The following is a 13,438-nucleotide window of genomic DNA, read 5'->3' as shown; positions in this document are numbered from 1 at the left end:
AAAATTTAAGCCTTAAGTTTCTCAGCTTTAGCTAAAGCCTCATCTATATTTCCAACCATATAAAATGCTGCTTCTGGTAAGTGATCATATTTACCCTCTAAAATTCCCTTAAAGCCAGCTATATTTTCGTCAAGACTTACATATTTACCAGGGCTACCTGTAAATACTTCAGCAACAAAGAATGGCTGAGATAAAAATCTCTCGATCTTTCTTGCTCTATCAACTGTTAACTTATCTTCTTCACTAAGCTCGTCCATACCAAGAATAGCGATGATGTCTTGAAGATCTTTATATTTTTGGAGCACAGCTTGAACGCCGCGAGCTACCTTATAGTGATCTGCTCCTAAAATTTGAGGATCAAGCATTCTTGAAGTAGAATCAAGCGGATCAACAGCCGGATAGATACCTTTCTCTGCAATAGATCTATTAAGAACTGTCGTAGCATCAAGGTGAGCAAAAACAGTAGCAGGAGCTGGATCCGTAAGGTCGTCCGCAGGAACGTAAACAGCTTGAACAGAGGTAATCGAGCCTTTTTTAGTTGATGTAATTCTCTCTTGGAATTTACCCATCTCACTTGCAAGAGTTGGCTGGTAACCAACAGCTGATGGAATACGCCCAAGTAGAGCTGACATCTCTGCACCTGATTGAGAAAAACGGAAGATATTATCGATAAACATCAAAACATCAAGCCCCATCTCATCACGGAAGTACTCAGCCATTGTAAGACCAGTTAGTGCGATACGGTTTCTTGCTCCTGGTGGCTCATTCATTTGACCATAGCATAAGGCAACTTTATCCAAAACGTTACTTTCTTTCATTTCGTGATAAAGGTCGTTACCTTCACGAGTTCTCTCACCAACGCCTGCAAATACAGAATAGCCGCTGTGTTTAAACGCAACGTTGTGGATAAGCTCCATAATAATAACTGTCTTACCAACACCAGCACCACCAAATAGACCTACTTTACCACCCTTTGCGTAAGGAGCTAGAAGGTCGACTACCTTGATACCAGTTTCAAAAATTTCACTTTTTGTGCTTTGCTCTTCAAATGAAGGAGGATCGCGGTGAATAGACCAATGCTTATCAAAATTTATACCCTCGCCCTCGTCGATCAAATCACCAACTACGTTAAAAATTCTACCTAGAACTTTTTCACCAACTGGCACACTAATAGGTGCGCCAAGTGCTTTAGCCTCTAAGCCACGAGTCAAGCCCTCGCTCATGTCCATAGCAATAGTTCTGACTCTATTATCACCTAGGTGAGCAGCAACTTCTAATATTAGTTTATGTTTCTTGCCCTCAACCTCAAAGAAAACTTCGATAGCTTCATTGATCTTCGGCAAGTAGTCATTAAAGTCAACATCGACCACAGGGCCCATAACTTGACTAATAACACCCTTCATTCATACTCCTTTTATTTCATTGATTCAACACCACTGATGATCTCGATAAGCTCAGTGGTAATAGACTCTTGTCTTGCTTTATTGTAAGCAAGATTTAACTGTTTGACGCGTTGTTTTGCATTGTTTGTTGCATTATCCATAGCTTGCATTCTAGCGCTGTGTTCAGCCGCCAAAGAGTCAACTAAAGCATAATACATACTATACTCAAAATATTTATTGAGCAATTCATCCATAATCTTAGTATAGTTATCTTCTGGCTCAAATTCCATCAAAGAATTTGTCTCAACAGCAACTATCTTAGACGGCTCAATAGGCACAATATCATTTACTCTAATCTCTTGAGAAATCATATTTTTATAACCATTGTGTATTAGCACGACTTTATCAGTTATGCCATTTGTAAAGTCATCGATGGTATCTTTTATGATTTTTTGAGCTTTTTCATATGTAGGAGAAGAGCTAGCTCCGACGTAAGTCTCAAGTAGCTCAACGCCTTGAAAATTGAAAAATTCTATACCTTTTTTACCAACAGCTCTTAGTCTGACCTTGATCTTTTTGGCTTTTAGCTCATCAATCATGCGCCTAACTGTCTTTATAGTTTGGACATTAAAGCCACCGCAAAGCCCTTTATCAGCGGTAACAAATATAATATCAACCTTTTCTACACTCTTTGTTGTGTTAAAAAATTTACTCTCAGTCATAACTGAAGCATATTGATTGATCTTATAAGCTATCTCGGATAAAACCTCATTTATCTTAAGTGCGTAAACTCTAGAGTAGCGAGCAGCCTCTTCAGCTTTGCGAAGCTTTGCTGTAGAAACAAGCTTCATCGCACGCGTCGTCTTTTGAGTATTCTGAACGCTCTTGATCTTTCGTTTTATATCTTTTAAATTTGACATATCTTAGCCCTAGTTAGCGGCAAAAGTCGCTTTAAAATCTTTCAATGCTTTATGTAAAATTTCTTCTACTTCTTTATCAAGAACCTTTTTAGTTCTGATTTGCTCAAAAATTTCAGGGTATTTTGCCTCAATATATGGATATAGCTCAGCCTCAAATTTTGTTACATTTGCAGTTGCAACATCATCTAAATAACCCTTAGCACCAGCAAATATGATAACTACTTGATTCTCAACTGGAAGTGGAGAATATGGAGGTTGTTTTAGTACTTCAACCATCTTTTGACCACGCTCTAGTTGTTTTCTTGAGCTCTCGTCAAGGTCACTTGCAAATTGAGCAAACGCTTGTAGTTCACGGTACTGAGCAAGGTCTAGTCTTAGCGTACCAGAAACTTGTTTGATAGCTTTGATCTGAGCTGCACCACCGACACGAGAAACAGAAAGACCAACGTTGATCGCTGGGCGGATACCTGAGTTAAATAGATCACTCTCAAGGAAAATTTGACCATCTGTAATAGAAATAACGTTTGTTGGAATATAAGCTGAAACGTCGCCCGCTTGAGTCTCAATAATAGGTAGAGCTGTTAAAGATCCCGCACCTAGTGCGTCATTTAGCTTACTTGCTCTTTCAAGAAGTCTTGAGTGAAGATAGAAAACATCACCTGGATAAGCTTCACGACCTGGTGGTCTTCTTAGTATCAAAGACATCTCGCGGTAAGCAACCGCATGTTTTGACAAGTCATCATAGATGATTAACGCGTGGCGAGAGTTATCTCTAAAATATTCACCCATTGTTACACCAGCATAAGGAGCAAGGTATTGAAGAGCAGCTGCATCACTAGCGCCAGCATTTACGACTATCGTGTAGTCCATAGCGCCGTACTCTTCAAGTTTTTTAACGACTTGAGCAACGGTTGATTGTTTTTGACCGATAGCTACATAGATACAAATAACGTCTTGACCTTTTTGGTTGATGATAGTGTCTATCGCAACTGTTGTTTTACCAGTTTGGCGGTCGCCGATGATTAGCTCTCTTTGACCTCTACCGATTGGCACAAGTGCGTCGATCGCTTTGATGCCTGTTTGAAGTGGTTCATGAACACTTTTTCTTGCCATGATACCTTTTGCTTTTTCTTCGACAAAGCGAGATTCAGTAGCTTCAATTGGACCTTTTGCGTCGATTGGCTCACCTAGTGAATTTACAACACGACCGATCAATGCATCACCAACTGGAACGCGTAAAAGTTTTTTAAGTCTCTTTACAGAGCTTCCTTCTGTGATACCGCTAGTTTTTCCAAGGATAACTATACCAACACTACTCTCTTCAAGGTTAAGAGCCATACCTTTTTCGCCGCTTTCAAATTCAACCATCTCACCAGCCATAACGTTTTTCAAACCATAAACGTTAGCAACGCCATCAGCGACTGAGATGACTTTACCGGTCTCTTCTACATCAACACTTAAATCAAAATTTTCAATACGCTCTTTGATTATCGTGCTAATTTCGTCAGCTTTAATTTTTGCACTCACGCTTTCACTCCTTTTTAAATTGCTTTTAATATATATTCACTCATTTGACTTTTTAGTCTGTCGATAGAGAAATTTACCTCGACACCTAAATCATCTAACTCAACTTTTACACCGTTGTATTCGCTCTTTGAGCCATTAAGCTTGATCTTAGAGTCAAATTTCTTAGAGAAATTCTCTTCCAAAGCTTTCAGCTGCTCAGCGCTTAGATCAAAATTTCCAACAACTTCGCCGCGATATGTATTTTCAAGCAAAGATTGCTCTATCTTCATCTCGTCTAGTATCGCAGGTATAAGCTCTAGTCTTTTGTTCGCACCAAGAAGCTTTATAAAATTTTCAAATTTAGCATCTTGATTTTTAACCAAAGATAGTACAAATTCAACCTTTCGTGAAGCCTTTAATGTTGGCAAACTTATAATGCTTTTAAATTTATCGCTAGCAAAAGCAGCAGCTAGCTCTGATAAATTTTCGACAAATGCATTAAGCTCATTGGACTTTACGTCGCTTAAGATCGCTTTTACGTATTTTTTAGCTACTACTTCATTCATTAGCTAACCTTTTTAAGTATGATATTTACAAGCTCTTTTTGATCGACTTTTAGGCTATCACTTGAGAAGATGTCGCTCAAAATTTCATTTACAACGCCTTTTGTCATCTTGCGCTCTTCAAATTCTTTTTGCTCTTTGTAACTCTTTTGGAGGTTCGCTATATCATTTTGAGTATCGCTTTTAACCTTAGCAGCTAAATTTAAAGCCTCTTTTTTAGCAGTTTCGATTAAAGAGTTTGCATTTTGCTTAGCTTCCTCAACACGTTTTAGAGCGTCATCTTTTTTGGCCTTAGAATCACGGAGTTTTTCTTGGATACTTTCAAGCTTATTTGCAATCCTATCAATTCTGCTTTGATAAAGAGCTTTTAGTGGTTTAGCTGCAAAATATACCAAAATAGCAAAGAAAAGTAAGAAGTTTAGCGTTCTCTCTACTATATCGTAATTTGTTCCGCCATGTTCACTAGCATAAGCCAGAAATGGAAGTGCTAGAAAAAATAAAATTTTTATCTTCATAAAATTCCTTTAAATTTTAGAGAGCTTAGCATTTAAGGCCGCTCTAAGTTCAGGTAGTTTAGCTGATAGATCTGCCTTTAAGTTATCTTTCTGAGAGCTTAGAGCATTTAAAAATTCATTATAATTAGCCTCTAAACTACTCTTTACGGCATTTACTTCTTTTAAAGACTCTTCTTTTGCCAAATTTAAGGCTTCTTGCCTTATTTTATTGGCCTCAGTCCTTGCGTTTAATATAATCTCTTCAATCTCTTTTTCATGAACACTTAGATCACTTGCATTTTTACTAGTACTCTCTTCATCATTTTTTATAGAGGCATTTCTGTCATCTATGAATTTGAGCATTGGCTTATACAGCAAGGAATTCAAAATAGCGATCAATACCAAGAAAACGACAGCCGTTAAAAGCATCAATGGCACATCTATTTCTAACATCCACTCTCCTTATTTTATCATTAAGTTTTATTTAATATTCAAATTAAAGTCTGATTTTACAATAAATTACTAAAAATAAAAATAAATTTGTAATTCTATTTTAGCCTAGCAATAAATTCTTCCACCTGTGAAATATTATTAAATTCTAAAACTAGATTACCAGATTTTACTTTTGTATTTATCTTTAAATTTTTAAAAATTTCTTGTAAATTTGATAATTTTTTACTCATTTCCTCAGAAATTTTTGGCTTTTTGTCTTTTATCTCTTCCTTATTTTTTATCTTTTTTACTAAAATTTCTGTGTCTCTAACGCTTAGCTTTTGACCGATGATCGTATCAACAACCATCTTTTCTTCTTCAGTACTAAGCCCAACTATAACTTTAGCGTGGCCTTGCGTTAGCTTATCTTCTTGTAAAAGTTTTTGCGTATAGTCGCTAAGAAGCAAAAGCCTCATCGTATTTGTTATCTGAGTTCTACTTTTATGAATGATATTTGCTAGGCCATCTTGTGTGATCTCATACTCATTTATGAGTTCTTTATACGACTTTGCAAGTTCGATCGGATTTAAATTTTCACGTTGAATATTTTCAATAAGCGCAAGCTCTCTTAAATTTTGAGACTTTATATCAGCGATGATTGCCTTTATCTTACTTGCTCCAAGCATCTTTGTGGCGCGGTATCTGCGCTCACCAGCTATTAGCATATAGCCATCATCTTTTTTGATGACGATTATTGGTTGGATCAGTCCATGCCTTTTTATGCTAGCACTTAGCTCTTTTAAGGCCTCTTCATCAAAATGTGTTCTTGGCTGGTATGGGTTTGGTAAAATTTCATCTATATTTATCTCTTCGACTATCTCAGAGTCGTTTAAATTTGCGATCTCTTTGCTGTAGGCCTGCTCTACATCTTCAAGTATCGCACTAAGTCCACGCCCTAATCCACCTTTTTTAGCCATTTTTTTCCTTATTTTTTAGTTTAAAATACAATATGCCAAATTTTGATATGCGATCGAGCCTGGTGATTTTATATCATAAAGTATCACTGGCTTACCAAAACTTGGGCTTTCAGCAAGTTTCACATTTCTTGGAACGACCACAAATTCCTCTTTGCTGTCCTTACTCTTAAAGAGCTTATTTTCAAAATGCTGCTTTAAATTTGCAATTGTCTCTTTTGAGAGATTATTTTGCGAACTAAACATGGTCGGTAAAAAGCCTTTTATATTTAGCTTTGGATTTATCGTTTTTTTGATGATCTTAACTGTATTTAGGATCTGCGCTAGTCCCTCAAGTGCATAAAATTCACATTGAATCGGGATGATAACACTATCACTTGCACTAAGAGCATTTATCGTAATGCTTCCAAGTGCTGGAGGACTATCGATGATGATAAAATCATAGTCGTTTACAACTTCTGAAATTTTATTTTTAAGGATTAGTTTATAGTCCTTATTTTGGTCGTTAAATTCTTGCTCGATGCCGACAAGCCCAATATTTGATGGAGCTAAAAAAAGTGTTGGGATCTCAGTTTTTAGCACGATTTGTGAGAGCTTTTTTCTATCTGTTAAGACATGATAGATATTAAACTCATAGTCGCTTCTGCTAAAGCCAAGTCCGGTTGTCGCGTTTGCCTGTGGATCGATGTCTATTAATAATACTTTTTTTTCAGCAACCGCCAGTGATGCGGCTAAATTTACGGCTGTTGTAGTCTTGCCAACACCGCCTTTTTGATTAGCTATTGTTATTATCTCGCTCATCTTAAAGAATATACCTTTTCCCCATTTAGTAAGATCGCTCCATCATCGCAAATTTCAGCATCCTGAAGCGAAACAGCTCTATTTGCAATATGCGTAATAAAACCTTTTGACTTGCAAAAGTCTATCCTAAATTTGCTAAAAATTGGCTTCCATAAAATCTTTTTATCAAGCATGCTAACAAAGCCCCAAACTAGCTCATCTACACTAGTTTTGATATCTAAAATACCCGCATTTTCGGGCGCACTCGTTAAATTTATCCCCATGCCACAGATGTAAATTTCATCCACTTTATTTGTCAAAGTGCCGCCTATTTTGCGCTCGTCCACGTAAAAGTCATTTGGCCATTTTAACCAGCACTTTGAGCCAAGTTCGCTCAAGACTTCACGCATCAACATAGAAAAATATATCGAGATCGAAGGCGGTGGTATGTCGCTTGGCAACTCATCTTCACTTATGCAAAATGACATAAACAAATTTCCGCCAAGTCCCTCCCAGCTGTTACCGCGGCTGCCGATGCCTTTGGTTTGATTATACGCCACAACCATGTGAGGAGGTTTTATCTCGCCGTTTTTTAGGGCCTCTATCAAAAATTCCTGTGTCGAAGGCAGACTTTGAAAAAACTCTACTTTCAAATCACACCTTAAATTTATAGAAGTGATTTACCGGATTTTGTCCACCGCCGATGATGACCGCATTTTTGATAGCGTTAAAGATATAATCATGCGCATTTTTTACGCTCTCTTTTAGACTAAGCCCATTTGCTAAATTTGAAGCTATAGCGCTTGATAGCGAGCAGCCTGAGCCGTGTGTCGCAGTCGTTTTTATACGCTCATCGCTAAAAATTTCATATTCACTGCCATCATAAAATATATCAAGCGACTTGCCTTCTATCTCGCCACACTTTAGATAGACGCTCTTTGTGCCAAATTTCAAAAGCTCCTTACAAGCCTCTTTTAGCTCGCTCTCGCCTTTTAGCTCACGCTTTAAAATTTCGCGCGCTTCAAAGATATTTGGCGTGATCACGCTTGCAAGTGGGAAAAGCTCCTCCACGATCGCATCTTTTGCAGCACCCTCTAGCCAGATGTCGCCATTTTTACAGCTCATAACAGGATCAAGCACGACTGGTGGTAAATTTTTGATCTCTCTTAGCGTTTTTGCGACGCTTTTGATAATCTCAACGCTTGGAACAACGCCTATTTTTATCACATCAACTCTTATATCATCAAATATCGCTCTTATCTGATCCTCGATGAGCTTTGGCTCAACTAACTGCATGCCAAATATACCCTTTGTATTTTGAGCAGTGACCGCCGTGATCGCTCCCATCGCATATACGCCGTGTGCTATAAAGACCTTTATATCAGCTAAAACTCCAGCTCCGCCACTTGGATCAACCCCTGCTATGCTTAGTGCATTTTTCATAACCGCTCCTTTAAAATTATTTTAATTCATCGCCAACGTTAAGACGCTTACCATTTATATAGGCTTTTGCGTTCGTTGGCTTTTTGCTTGGCTCTTGAAGCTCGTAAATTTTGACCGCCCCACCCTTGCAAGCAACCACGACGTGGTCTTTTTCTACGCTCAAAATTTCTCCGCTTTTACCACTTTTTTCGCCTAACTCAAGCGATAAAATTTTTAGTCCACTTGCCAAATAAATCCCCGGCCAAGGTGTGAGCGCACGAAATTTATTATAAATTTGCCCCGCATCTTCATCAAAGCTAAAAAGCCCATCACTCTTACTTATCTTTTTGCAGTGCGTAGCTTGTGTGTCATCTTGCTTTTGCGGCTTTAAATTTTCAAAATTCTTAAGTACTTTTACGATTAGCTCACCGCCAAGCTCGCCTAGCTCACTAAAAAGCTCGCTTGACATCTTACTCTCGCAAGGCGTGTAGATGAAGTCCAGCATATCGCCAGTATCAAGGCCAGCGTCCATTAGCATAGCTGTGACACCAGTTTGCTTCTCGCCCGCTAGGATCGCGCTTTGTATGGGGCTTGCACCTCTATATTTTGGCAAGATCGAAGCGTGTAAATTTATACAAGTCGCCACGTCAAGCACGCTCCCAGGCAAAATTTTGCCATAAGCTGCCACTACGATAAATTTAGGCTCAAATGCCTTTAGCTCGGCAACCACTGCCTCATCTTTTAGTGTCTTTGGCGTAAAGACTGGCACGCCTACTAGCTCATTTTGCGCGTAAATTTTGACCTCGCTTGGGGTTAAAATTTGCTTTCTGCCAACTGGCTTATCAGGCTGGGTAAAGACCGCTTTTATATTAAAGCCAGCTTCTTTTAGGTGCCTAAGTATCCTAGCGGCATAATCAGGCGTCCCCATAAAAACTACATTCATCACTTTCCTTTAAATTTCAACGACTTTTATTTTGATCTGCGTTTTTGCTGCTTGGCGGCCAAGAGGCGCATGGATCTTCTTGCCAGTCAATCTTTTGAAATATCAAACTTCCTAGCTCATTAATGTTAACTTTGCCACTACGATCAAGATCCAGCCTCTTAAATTCCTCACTAGCGCATAGATCTGGTGCTATTTTTAGCGCTGATGGCACTTTGCAGGACGTCCACTCATCTAAATTTAGCATGCCGTCACGATCTATGTCATTGTAATCCAAAAACATATACGCCGGATCCGCTGGATCACAGCTATATGCACCAAGACAAAATAGCATAATGCAAAAAATTTTCTTCATTTTATGTTCTTAAATTTCTATGCTCAAAGCACTAAAAAGTCGCAACTCAAAGATCATTTTTTAGCAGCTCAAGCAGTGCAAATTTAAGCTCGTCGATGTTTTCGTTTGTCGCTGATGAGATCGGCAAAATGAAATATGGTTTTGAATGATCAAAGCTGAGAAAATCTTGTTTGTAGATAAATTTACCGTTTTGCTCTGGCTTTAGCTTTAAAAATTTCATAAATTCTTTTATATTTTCATCTAAATTTTCCGCCGCATCGACTCTGGTGATAGCGATAGCATAGTCCCTGCTAGCAAGTACGCTTGAAAATTTAGCAACTTCTTCTTTTAGCACACTAAACTGCTCGCTCATACCTCTATAATTTGCTCCATCTATCATGAAAAGTAAAATTTTATTTCGCTCGATATGCTTTAGAAATTTAACGCCCAAACCGCGTCCATCGCTCGCCCCTTCGATGATACCAGGGATGTCAGCCATGACAAAGCCGCTAAACTCATCGACCTCGACAAGGCCAAGCTTTGGCGTAAGCGTTGTAAATTCGTAGTTTGCGATCTGTGGTTTGGCGTTTGATACTGTTGAAATAAGCGTTGATTTACCAACATTTGGAAAGCCCACTAAACCAACATCAGCAATGAGCTTTAACTCGAGCCTTACTTCAATACTCTCTTCAGGCATGCCTTTTTGTGCGTATTCTGGAGCTTGATTAATAGAGCTTTTAAAGTGAAAATTTCCGAGTCCGCCTTTACCACCCTTTAAAAACAGCGTCTTTTGGCCCTCGCTAACTATATCACAGAGTAGTTCATTTGTCTGTGCATCATAAACAGCTGTGCCAGGAGGGACTATGAGTTCTAAATTTTCGCCCTTTTTGCCAGTCATTCGCTTGCCCATGCCAGCTTCACCATTGCCAGCCTTCATGGCTCTTTTACCCTTATAATTTGCTAAAGTATGGGTGTTGTTGTCACAAATAAAATAAACGTCTCCGCCATCTCCGCCATCTCCGCCATCAGGACCACCTAAAATGACGTGTTTTTCACGGCGAAAACTCACAGCTCCAGCTCCACCATGCCCCGAACTTAGAGTCAATTTTGCACTATCTATAAACATTTTTTACCTTAAATTTTTTATTTGGATTATATCCAACTTTACTGAAATTAAATCGTGATATCTTGATTAAAATAAAGCAAATATAAACACCATGAAGCTCGAAATATAGAGTTGTGATTGATTTAAAATTTCTCTCAAACAGCTATTTGAAAAATTCTAAACACTAAATAAAAATTTTGATTTTTGAATAATTTTAAGAAAGAAAGGGGCGATTGCCCCTGAGATTATGCAGCTGGATAAACAGATACTTTTTTTCTGTTTTTATCAAGTCTTTCAAATTTTACAAAGCCATCGACTAATGCAAAAATAGTGTGATCTTTGCCAAGACCTACGTTATTTCCAGCGTGAGTTGCTGTTCCTCTTTGGCGGATGATTATATTACCAGCACGAACGAACTCACCACCAAATTTCTTAACACCTAATCGGCGTCCGATACTATCACGGTTATTTTGGGTTGAACCCTGACCTTTTTTGTGTGCCATATCTTATCTCCTTAAGCTGCGATACTTACGACTTTTACACGTGTAAATTGTCTTCTAAAGCCGCGTTTTAGTTTTGAGTCTTTACGTCTGCGTTTTTTGTAGATAACTACTTTTTTGTCTTTGCCTTCATTAACGACCTCAAGAACAACTTTTGCACCCTTCACAAATGGCGCACCTACCTTTACTTCGCCGTCATTTACAGCTAAAACTTCTGTAATCTCAACGGTTGATTTAGCTTCAGCACTAAAGTGATCTAGCTTAAGATACTCACCCTCGCTAACACGATATTGCTTGCCGCCATGCTTAAATATAGCGTATTTTGACATACTCTACCTTTCTAAAATTTGGTAAGACCAAAAAGCACTTTTTTGCAAAAGATTTATGGAGCTTTATTGGTTGTAAGGTGTGAATGTTAGCCAAAAGTTTATAAATTCTACTTTAATGCCCCTGATTTTATGATCTCGTCGGCCAAATTTTTAATCATCGCATCGTGATCCAGAAAAAATGTTTTGTCATTTGGCAAATATGGCTGATATATCAGAGTTTTAGCTACTGGCGCATTTAAAATCACATTTATCAGTTCAAGCTCAGGCAGAAAAGTAAAATAAAGTTTTGGCTTGGGAATTTCATTTTGAAAGAGCCTTTTAGCGTAAAATTTACTGAAATTTTCATTTTTTGGTAGCTTGATCTCTTTAAAAAGATCAAATGGCAAAAAGTAATGCGCCAAGGCGTGAAGTCCGTGTGCGAAAATATAAAGCCTTCTTTCAAATTTAGGCGCATCTGTCCTGCCAAATGTGGAGCAAAATTTCTGCAAATGCTCACTCATGGCAGCCACATCTTTTTTATGCAGGGCAAGTACAAATTTAACCGCCTCTCTTTCGTTTGTCGGCTTTTTTGACTGCACAAAAGCGTGAGCCTTTTCTAGAGCTGGGGCAAGTAAATTTTCATCCTGCCAAAGCATCGCTGTGAGCAAATCGTCCATAACGCATAGAAATTTATAGCCGTTTTTGCTAGGTGGCAGGCCTTTTGGAAAGATCCTTGCCATACTCTGCGTGTCAACGCAAGCGATAGCAAAAAATGCCGGTATGAGCCTCTCACACTGATCGTATCCACCACTACATCCTGGGAGTAAATTTAGCTTAGCGTATTGAAAAATGAGATCATTTAGTGCCTCAGCGTCGCCCTCAGCTAGGCACTTTTCAAGGTAAATGTCGTAGCATCTAGCTCTTGAAAAAGAGAGTAATCGTATGAGCTCACATAAAAAGTCGTATTCGTTTAAATTTTTCTCTTTTATTTGGTCGTAAATGCTTGCATACTCGTCTAAAAGTAGCTCTTCATCGCTTTTTGGTAGTTTTTTGGTTTTGAAAATATTAGGCAAGCCTTCTAAAAATGACATTTTGTGTTTCCTTATTTTTGCTAATTTTAGCCAAAAACACCTAATTTTCCACGTGCAAAAGGTGGCTTTAGCGGATAGTTTAACCGCATTTTGGCTATAATCGCCCCAAATTTAAGCAAGCTTAGGATAAAGATGGCAGGCGAAGATCAGGAAAAAACCGAAGAAGCGACCCCCAAAAAGATAGAAGATGCCAAAAAGGATGGTAACGTCCCAAAAAGTCAGGACATAGCTGGGTTCGTTACTCTTGTCATTGCTATTGGCGTACTACTTGCGATGCTAAATTTTATGAAAGAACAGATCATCTCACTTTATATCTACTACTCAAAATTTATCGGTCAGCCGCTGACCTTGCCAACTGTAAAAATGATCGTCGTAAATACCTTTGCAAGGTCGCTTCTTATGATACTTCCGGTTTGTATCTGTGTGGCGATTGCTGGTGTCATCGCAAATGTAATGCAGTTTGGATTTATCTTTACCACAAAGCCTATAATGCCAAATTTTGGCAAGATAAATCCACTAAAGGGACTAAAAAATTTATTCTCGATGAAAAAAGTGATAGATAGCATTAAAATCGTGCTAAAAGTTAGCATCGTCTTTGGAGTTGGATTTTATTTTTTCTTGCAGTTTATAAAGGAGCTACCACACACTCTCTTTTTTTCTATGTTTGATCAGCTTGCTTGGCTAAAA

17 protein-coding genes are annotated in these 13,438 nt (G+C 38.3%); 1 reads left to right on the top strand and 16 read right to left on the bottom strand.

Annotation, left to right across the window (positions count from 1 at the left end; all coding sequences use genetic code 11):
- Positions 1-5: 5 nt before the first annotated feature.
- The 16 genes from atpD to A3854_RS02985 all read right to left on the bottom strand — a co-directional run bounded on the left by atpD (position 6) and on the right by A3854_RS02985 (position 12,751).
- Entirely contained in the window at positions 6-1,403 is a 1,398-nt protein-coding gene (gene atpD / locus A3854_RS03060) for a F0F1 ATP synthase subunit beta (RefSeq protein ID WP_084041260.1), read from the bottom strand.
- A gap of 11 nt (positions 1,404-1,414) precedes the next feature.
- On the bottom strand, positions 1,415-2,302 hold the full coding sequence (atpG, locus tag A3854_RS03055) for an ATP synthase F1 subunit gamma (protein ID WP_084041259.1): 888 nt from the start codon (positions 2,300-2,302) through the stop codon (positions 1,415-1,417).
- A 9-nt stretch (positions 2,303-2,311) separates the two neighbouring features.
- Positions 2,312-3,829, bottom strand: coding sequence for a F0F1 ATP synthase subunit alpha (atpA, locus tag A3854_RS03050; RefSeq protein ID WP_009294343.1), 1,518 nt, complete (start codon positions 3,827-3,829; stop codon positions 2,312-2,314).
- 14 nt (positions 3,830-3,843) lie between these two features.
- On the bottom strand, positions 3,844-4,374 hold the full coding sequence (locus tag A3854_RS03045; RefSeq protein WP_084041258.1) for a F0F1 ATP synthase subunit delta: 531 nt from the start codon (positions 4,372-4,374) through the stop codon (positions 3,844-3,846).
- Complete coding sequence (locus A3854_RS03040; protein ID WP_084041257.1) at positions 4,374-4,886, bottom strand: F0F1 ATP synthase subunit B; 513 nt, start codon at positions 4,884-4,886, stop codon at positions 4,374-4,376. Before A3854_RS03040 ends, A3854_RS03045 begins: the two co-directional genes overlap by 1 nt.
- Positions 4,887-4,895: 9 nt before the next feature.
- A complete protein-coding gene (locus A3854_RS03035; protein WP_054196218.1) occupies positions 4,896-5,318 on the bottom strand; it encodes a FoF1 ATP synthase subunit B' in 423 nt (140 codons plus the stop codon).
- Between the two features lie 95 nt (positions 5,319-5,413).
- The gene (locus A3854_RS03030) at positions 5,414-6,274 is read right to left on the bottom strand and encodes a ParB/RepB/Spo0J family partition protein (RefSeq protein ID WP_084041256.1); all 861 of its coding nucleotides are present in this window, start codon (positions 6,272-6,274) and stop codon (positions 5,414-5,416) included.
- A 15-nt stretch (positions 6,275-6,289) separates the two neighbouring features.
- On the bottom strand, positions 6,290-7,072 hold the full coding sequence (locus A3854_RS03025; protein ID WP_021090449.1) for a ParA family protein: 783 nt from the start codon (positions 7,070-7,072) through the stop codon (positions 6,290-6,292).
- The gene (locus tag A3854_RS03020) at positions 7,069-7,704 is read right to left on the bottom strand and encodes a biotin--[acetyl-CoA-carboxylase] ligase (RefSeq protein WP_084041255.1); all 636 of its coding nucleotides are present in this window, start codon (positions 7,702-7,704) and stop codon (positions 7,069-7,071) included. Before A3854_RS03020 ends, A3854_RS03025 begins: the two co-directional genes overlap by 4 nt.
- A 1-nt stretch (position 7,705) precedes the next feature.
- A complete protein-coding gene (gene thiD / locus A3854_RS03015; protein WP_084041254.1) occupies positions 7,706-8,494 on the bottom strand; it encodes a bifunctional hydroxymethylpyrimidine kinase/phosphomethylpyrimidine kinase in 789 nt (262 codons plus the stop codon).
- A gap of 16 nt (positions 8,495-8,510) precedes the next feature.
- Positions 8,511-9,416 carry a methionyl-tRNA formyltransferase gene (gene fmt / locus A3854_RS03010; protein ID WP_084041253.1) on the bottom strand — a complete coding sequence of 302 codons (906 nt, stop codon included), beginning with the start codon at positions 9,414-9,416 and terminating at the stop codon, positions 8,511-8,513.
- A 16-nt stretch (positions 9,417-9,432) separates the two neighbouring features.
- Positions 9,433-9,768 carry a GDP-mannose dehydrogenase gene (locus A3854_RS03005; RefSeq protein WP_084041252.1) on the bottom strand — a complete coding sequence of 112 codons (336 nt, stop codon included), beginning with the start codon at positions 9,766-9,768 and terminating at the stop codon, positions 9,433-9,435.
- A gap of 46 nt (positions 9,769-9,814) precedes the next feature.
- Complete coding sequence (obgE, locus tag A3854_RS03000; protein ID WP_084041251.1) at positions 9,815-10,873, bottom strand: GTPase ObgE; 1,059 nt, start codon at positions 10,871-10,873, stop codon at positions 9,815-9,817.
- Between the two features lie 224 nt (positions 10,874-11,097).
- Positions 11,098-11,355 carry a 50S ribosomal protein L27 gene (gene rpmA / locus A3854_RS02995; RefSeq protein WP_002942569.1) on the bottom strand — a complete coding sequence of 86 codons (258 nt, stop codon included), beginning with the start codon at positions 11,353-11,355 and terminating at the stop codon, positions 11,098-11,100.
- A gap of 11 nt (positions 11,356-11,366) precedes the next feature.
- The gene (rplU, locus tag A3854_RS02990) at positions 11,367-11,681 is read right to left on the bottom strand and encodes a 50S ribosomal protein L21 (protein WP_021090648.1); all 315 of its coding nucleotides are present in this window, start codon (positions 11,679-11,681) and stop codon (positions 11,367-11,369) included.
- A 107-nt stretch (positions 11,682-11,788) separates the two neighbouring features.
- Complete coding sequence (locus A3854_RS02985) at positions 11,789-12,751, bottom strand: hypothetical protein (protein ID WP_084041250.1); 963 nt, start codon at positions 12,749-12,751, stop codon at positions 11,789-11,791.
- Positions 12,752-12,883: 132 nt separating this feature from the next.
- Between A3854_RS02985 and A3854_RS02980 the strand changes: the two genes are divergently transcribed.
- On the top strand, positions 12,884-13,438 hold a 555-nt coding region (locus tag A3854_RS02980), incomplete at its 3' end, for an EscU/YscU/HrcU family type III secretion system export apparatus switch protein (RefSeq protein ID WP_180378637.1).

This window comes from Campylobacter concisus, from assembly GCF_002092845.1.
Taxonomy (GTDB): domain Bacteria; phylum Campylobacterota; class Campylobacteria; order Campylobacterales; family Campylobacteraceae; genus Campylobacter_A; species Campylobacter_A concisus_AQ.
The sequence above is the reverse complement of the archived record's forward strand: the minus strand, read 5'-3'. Positions and strand labels throughout refer to the sequence as shown.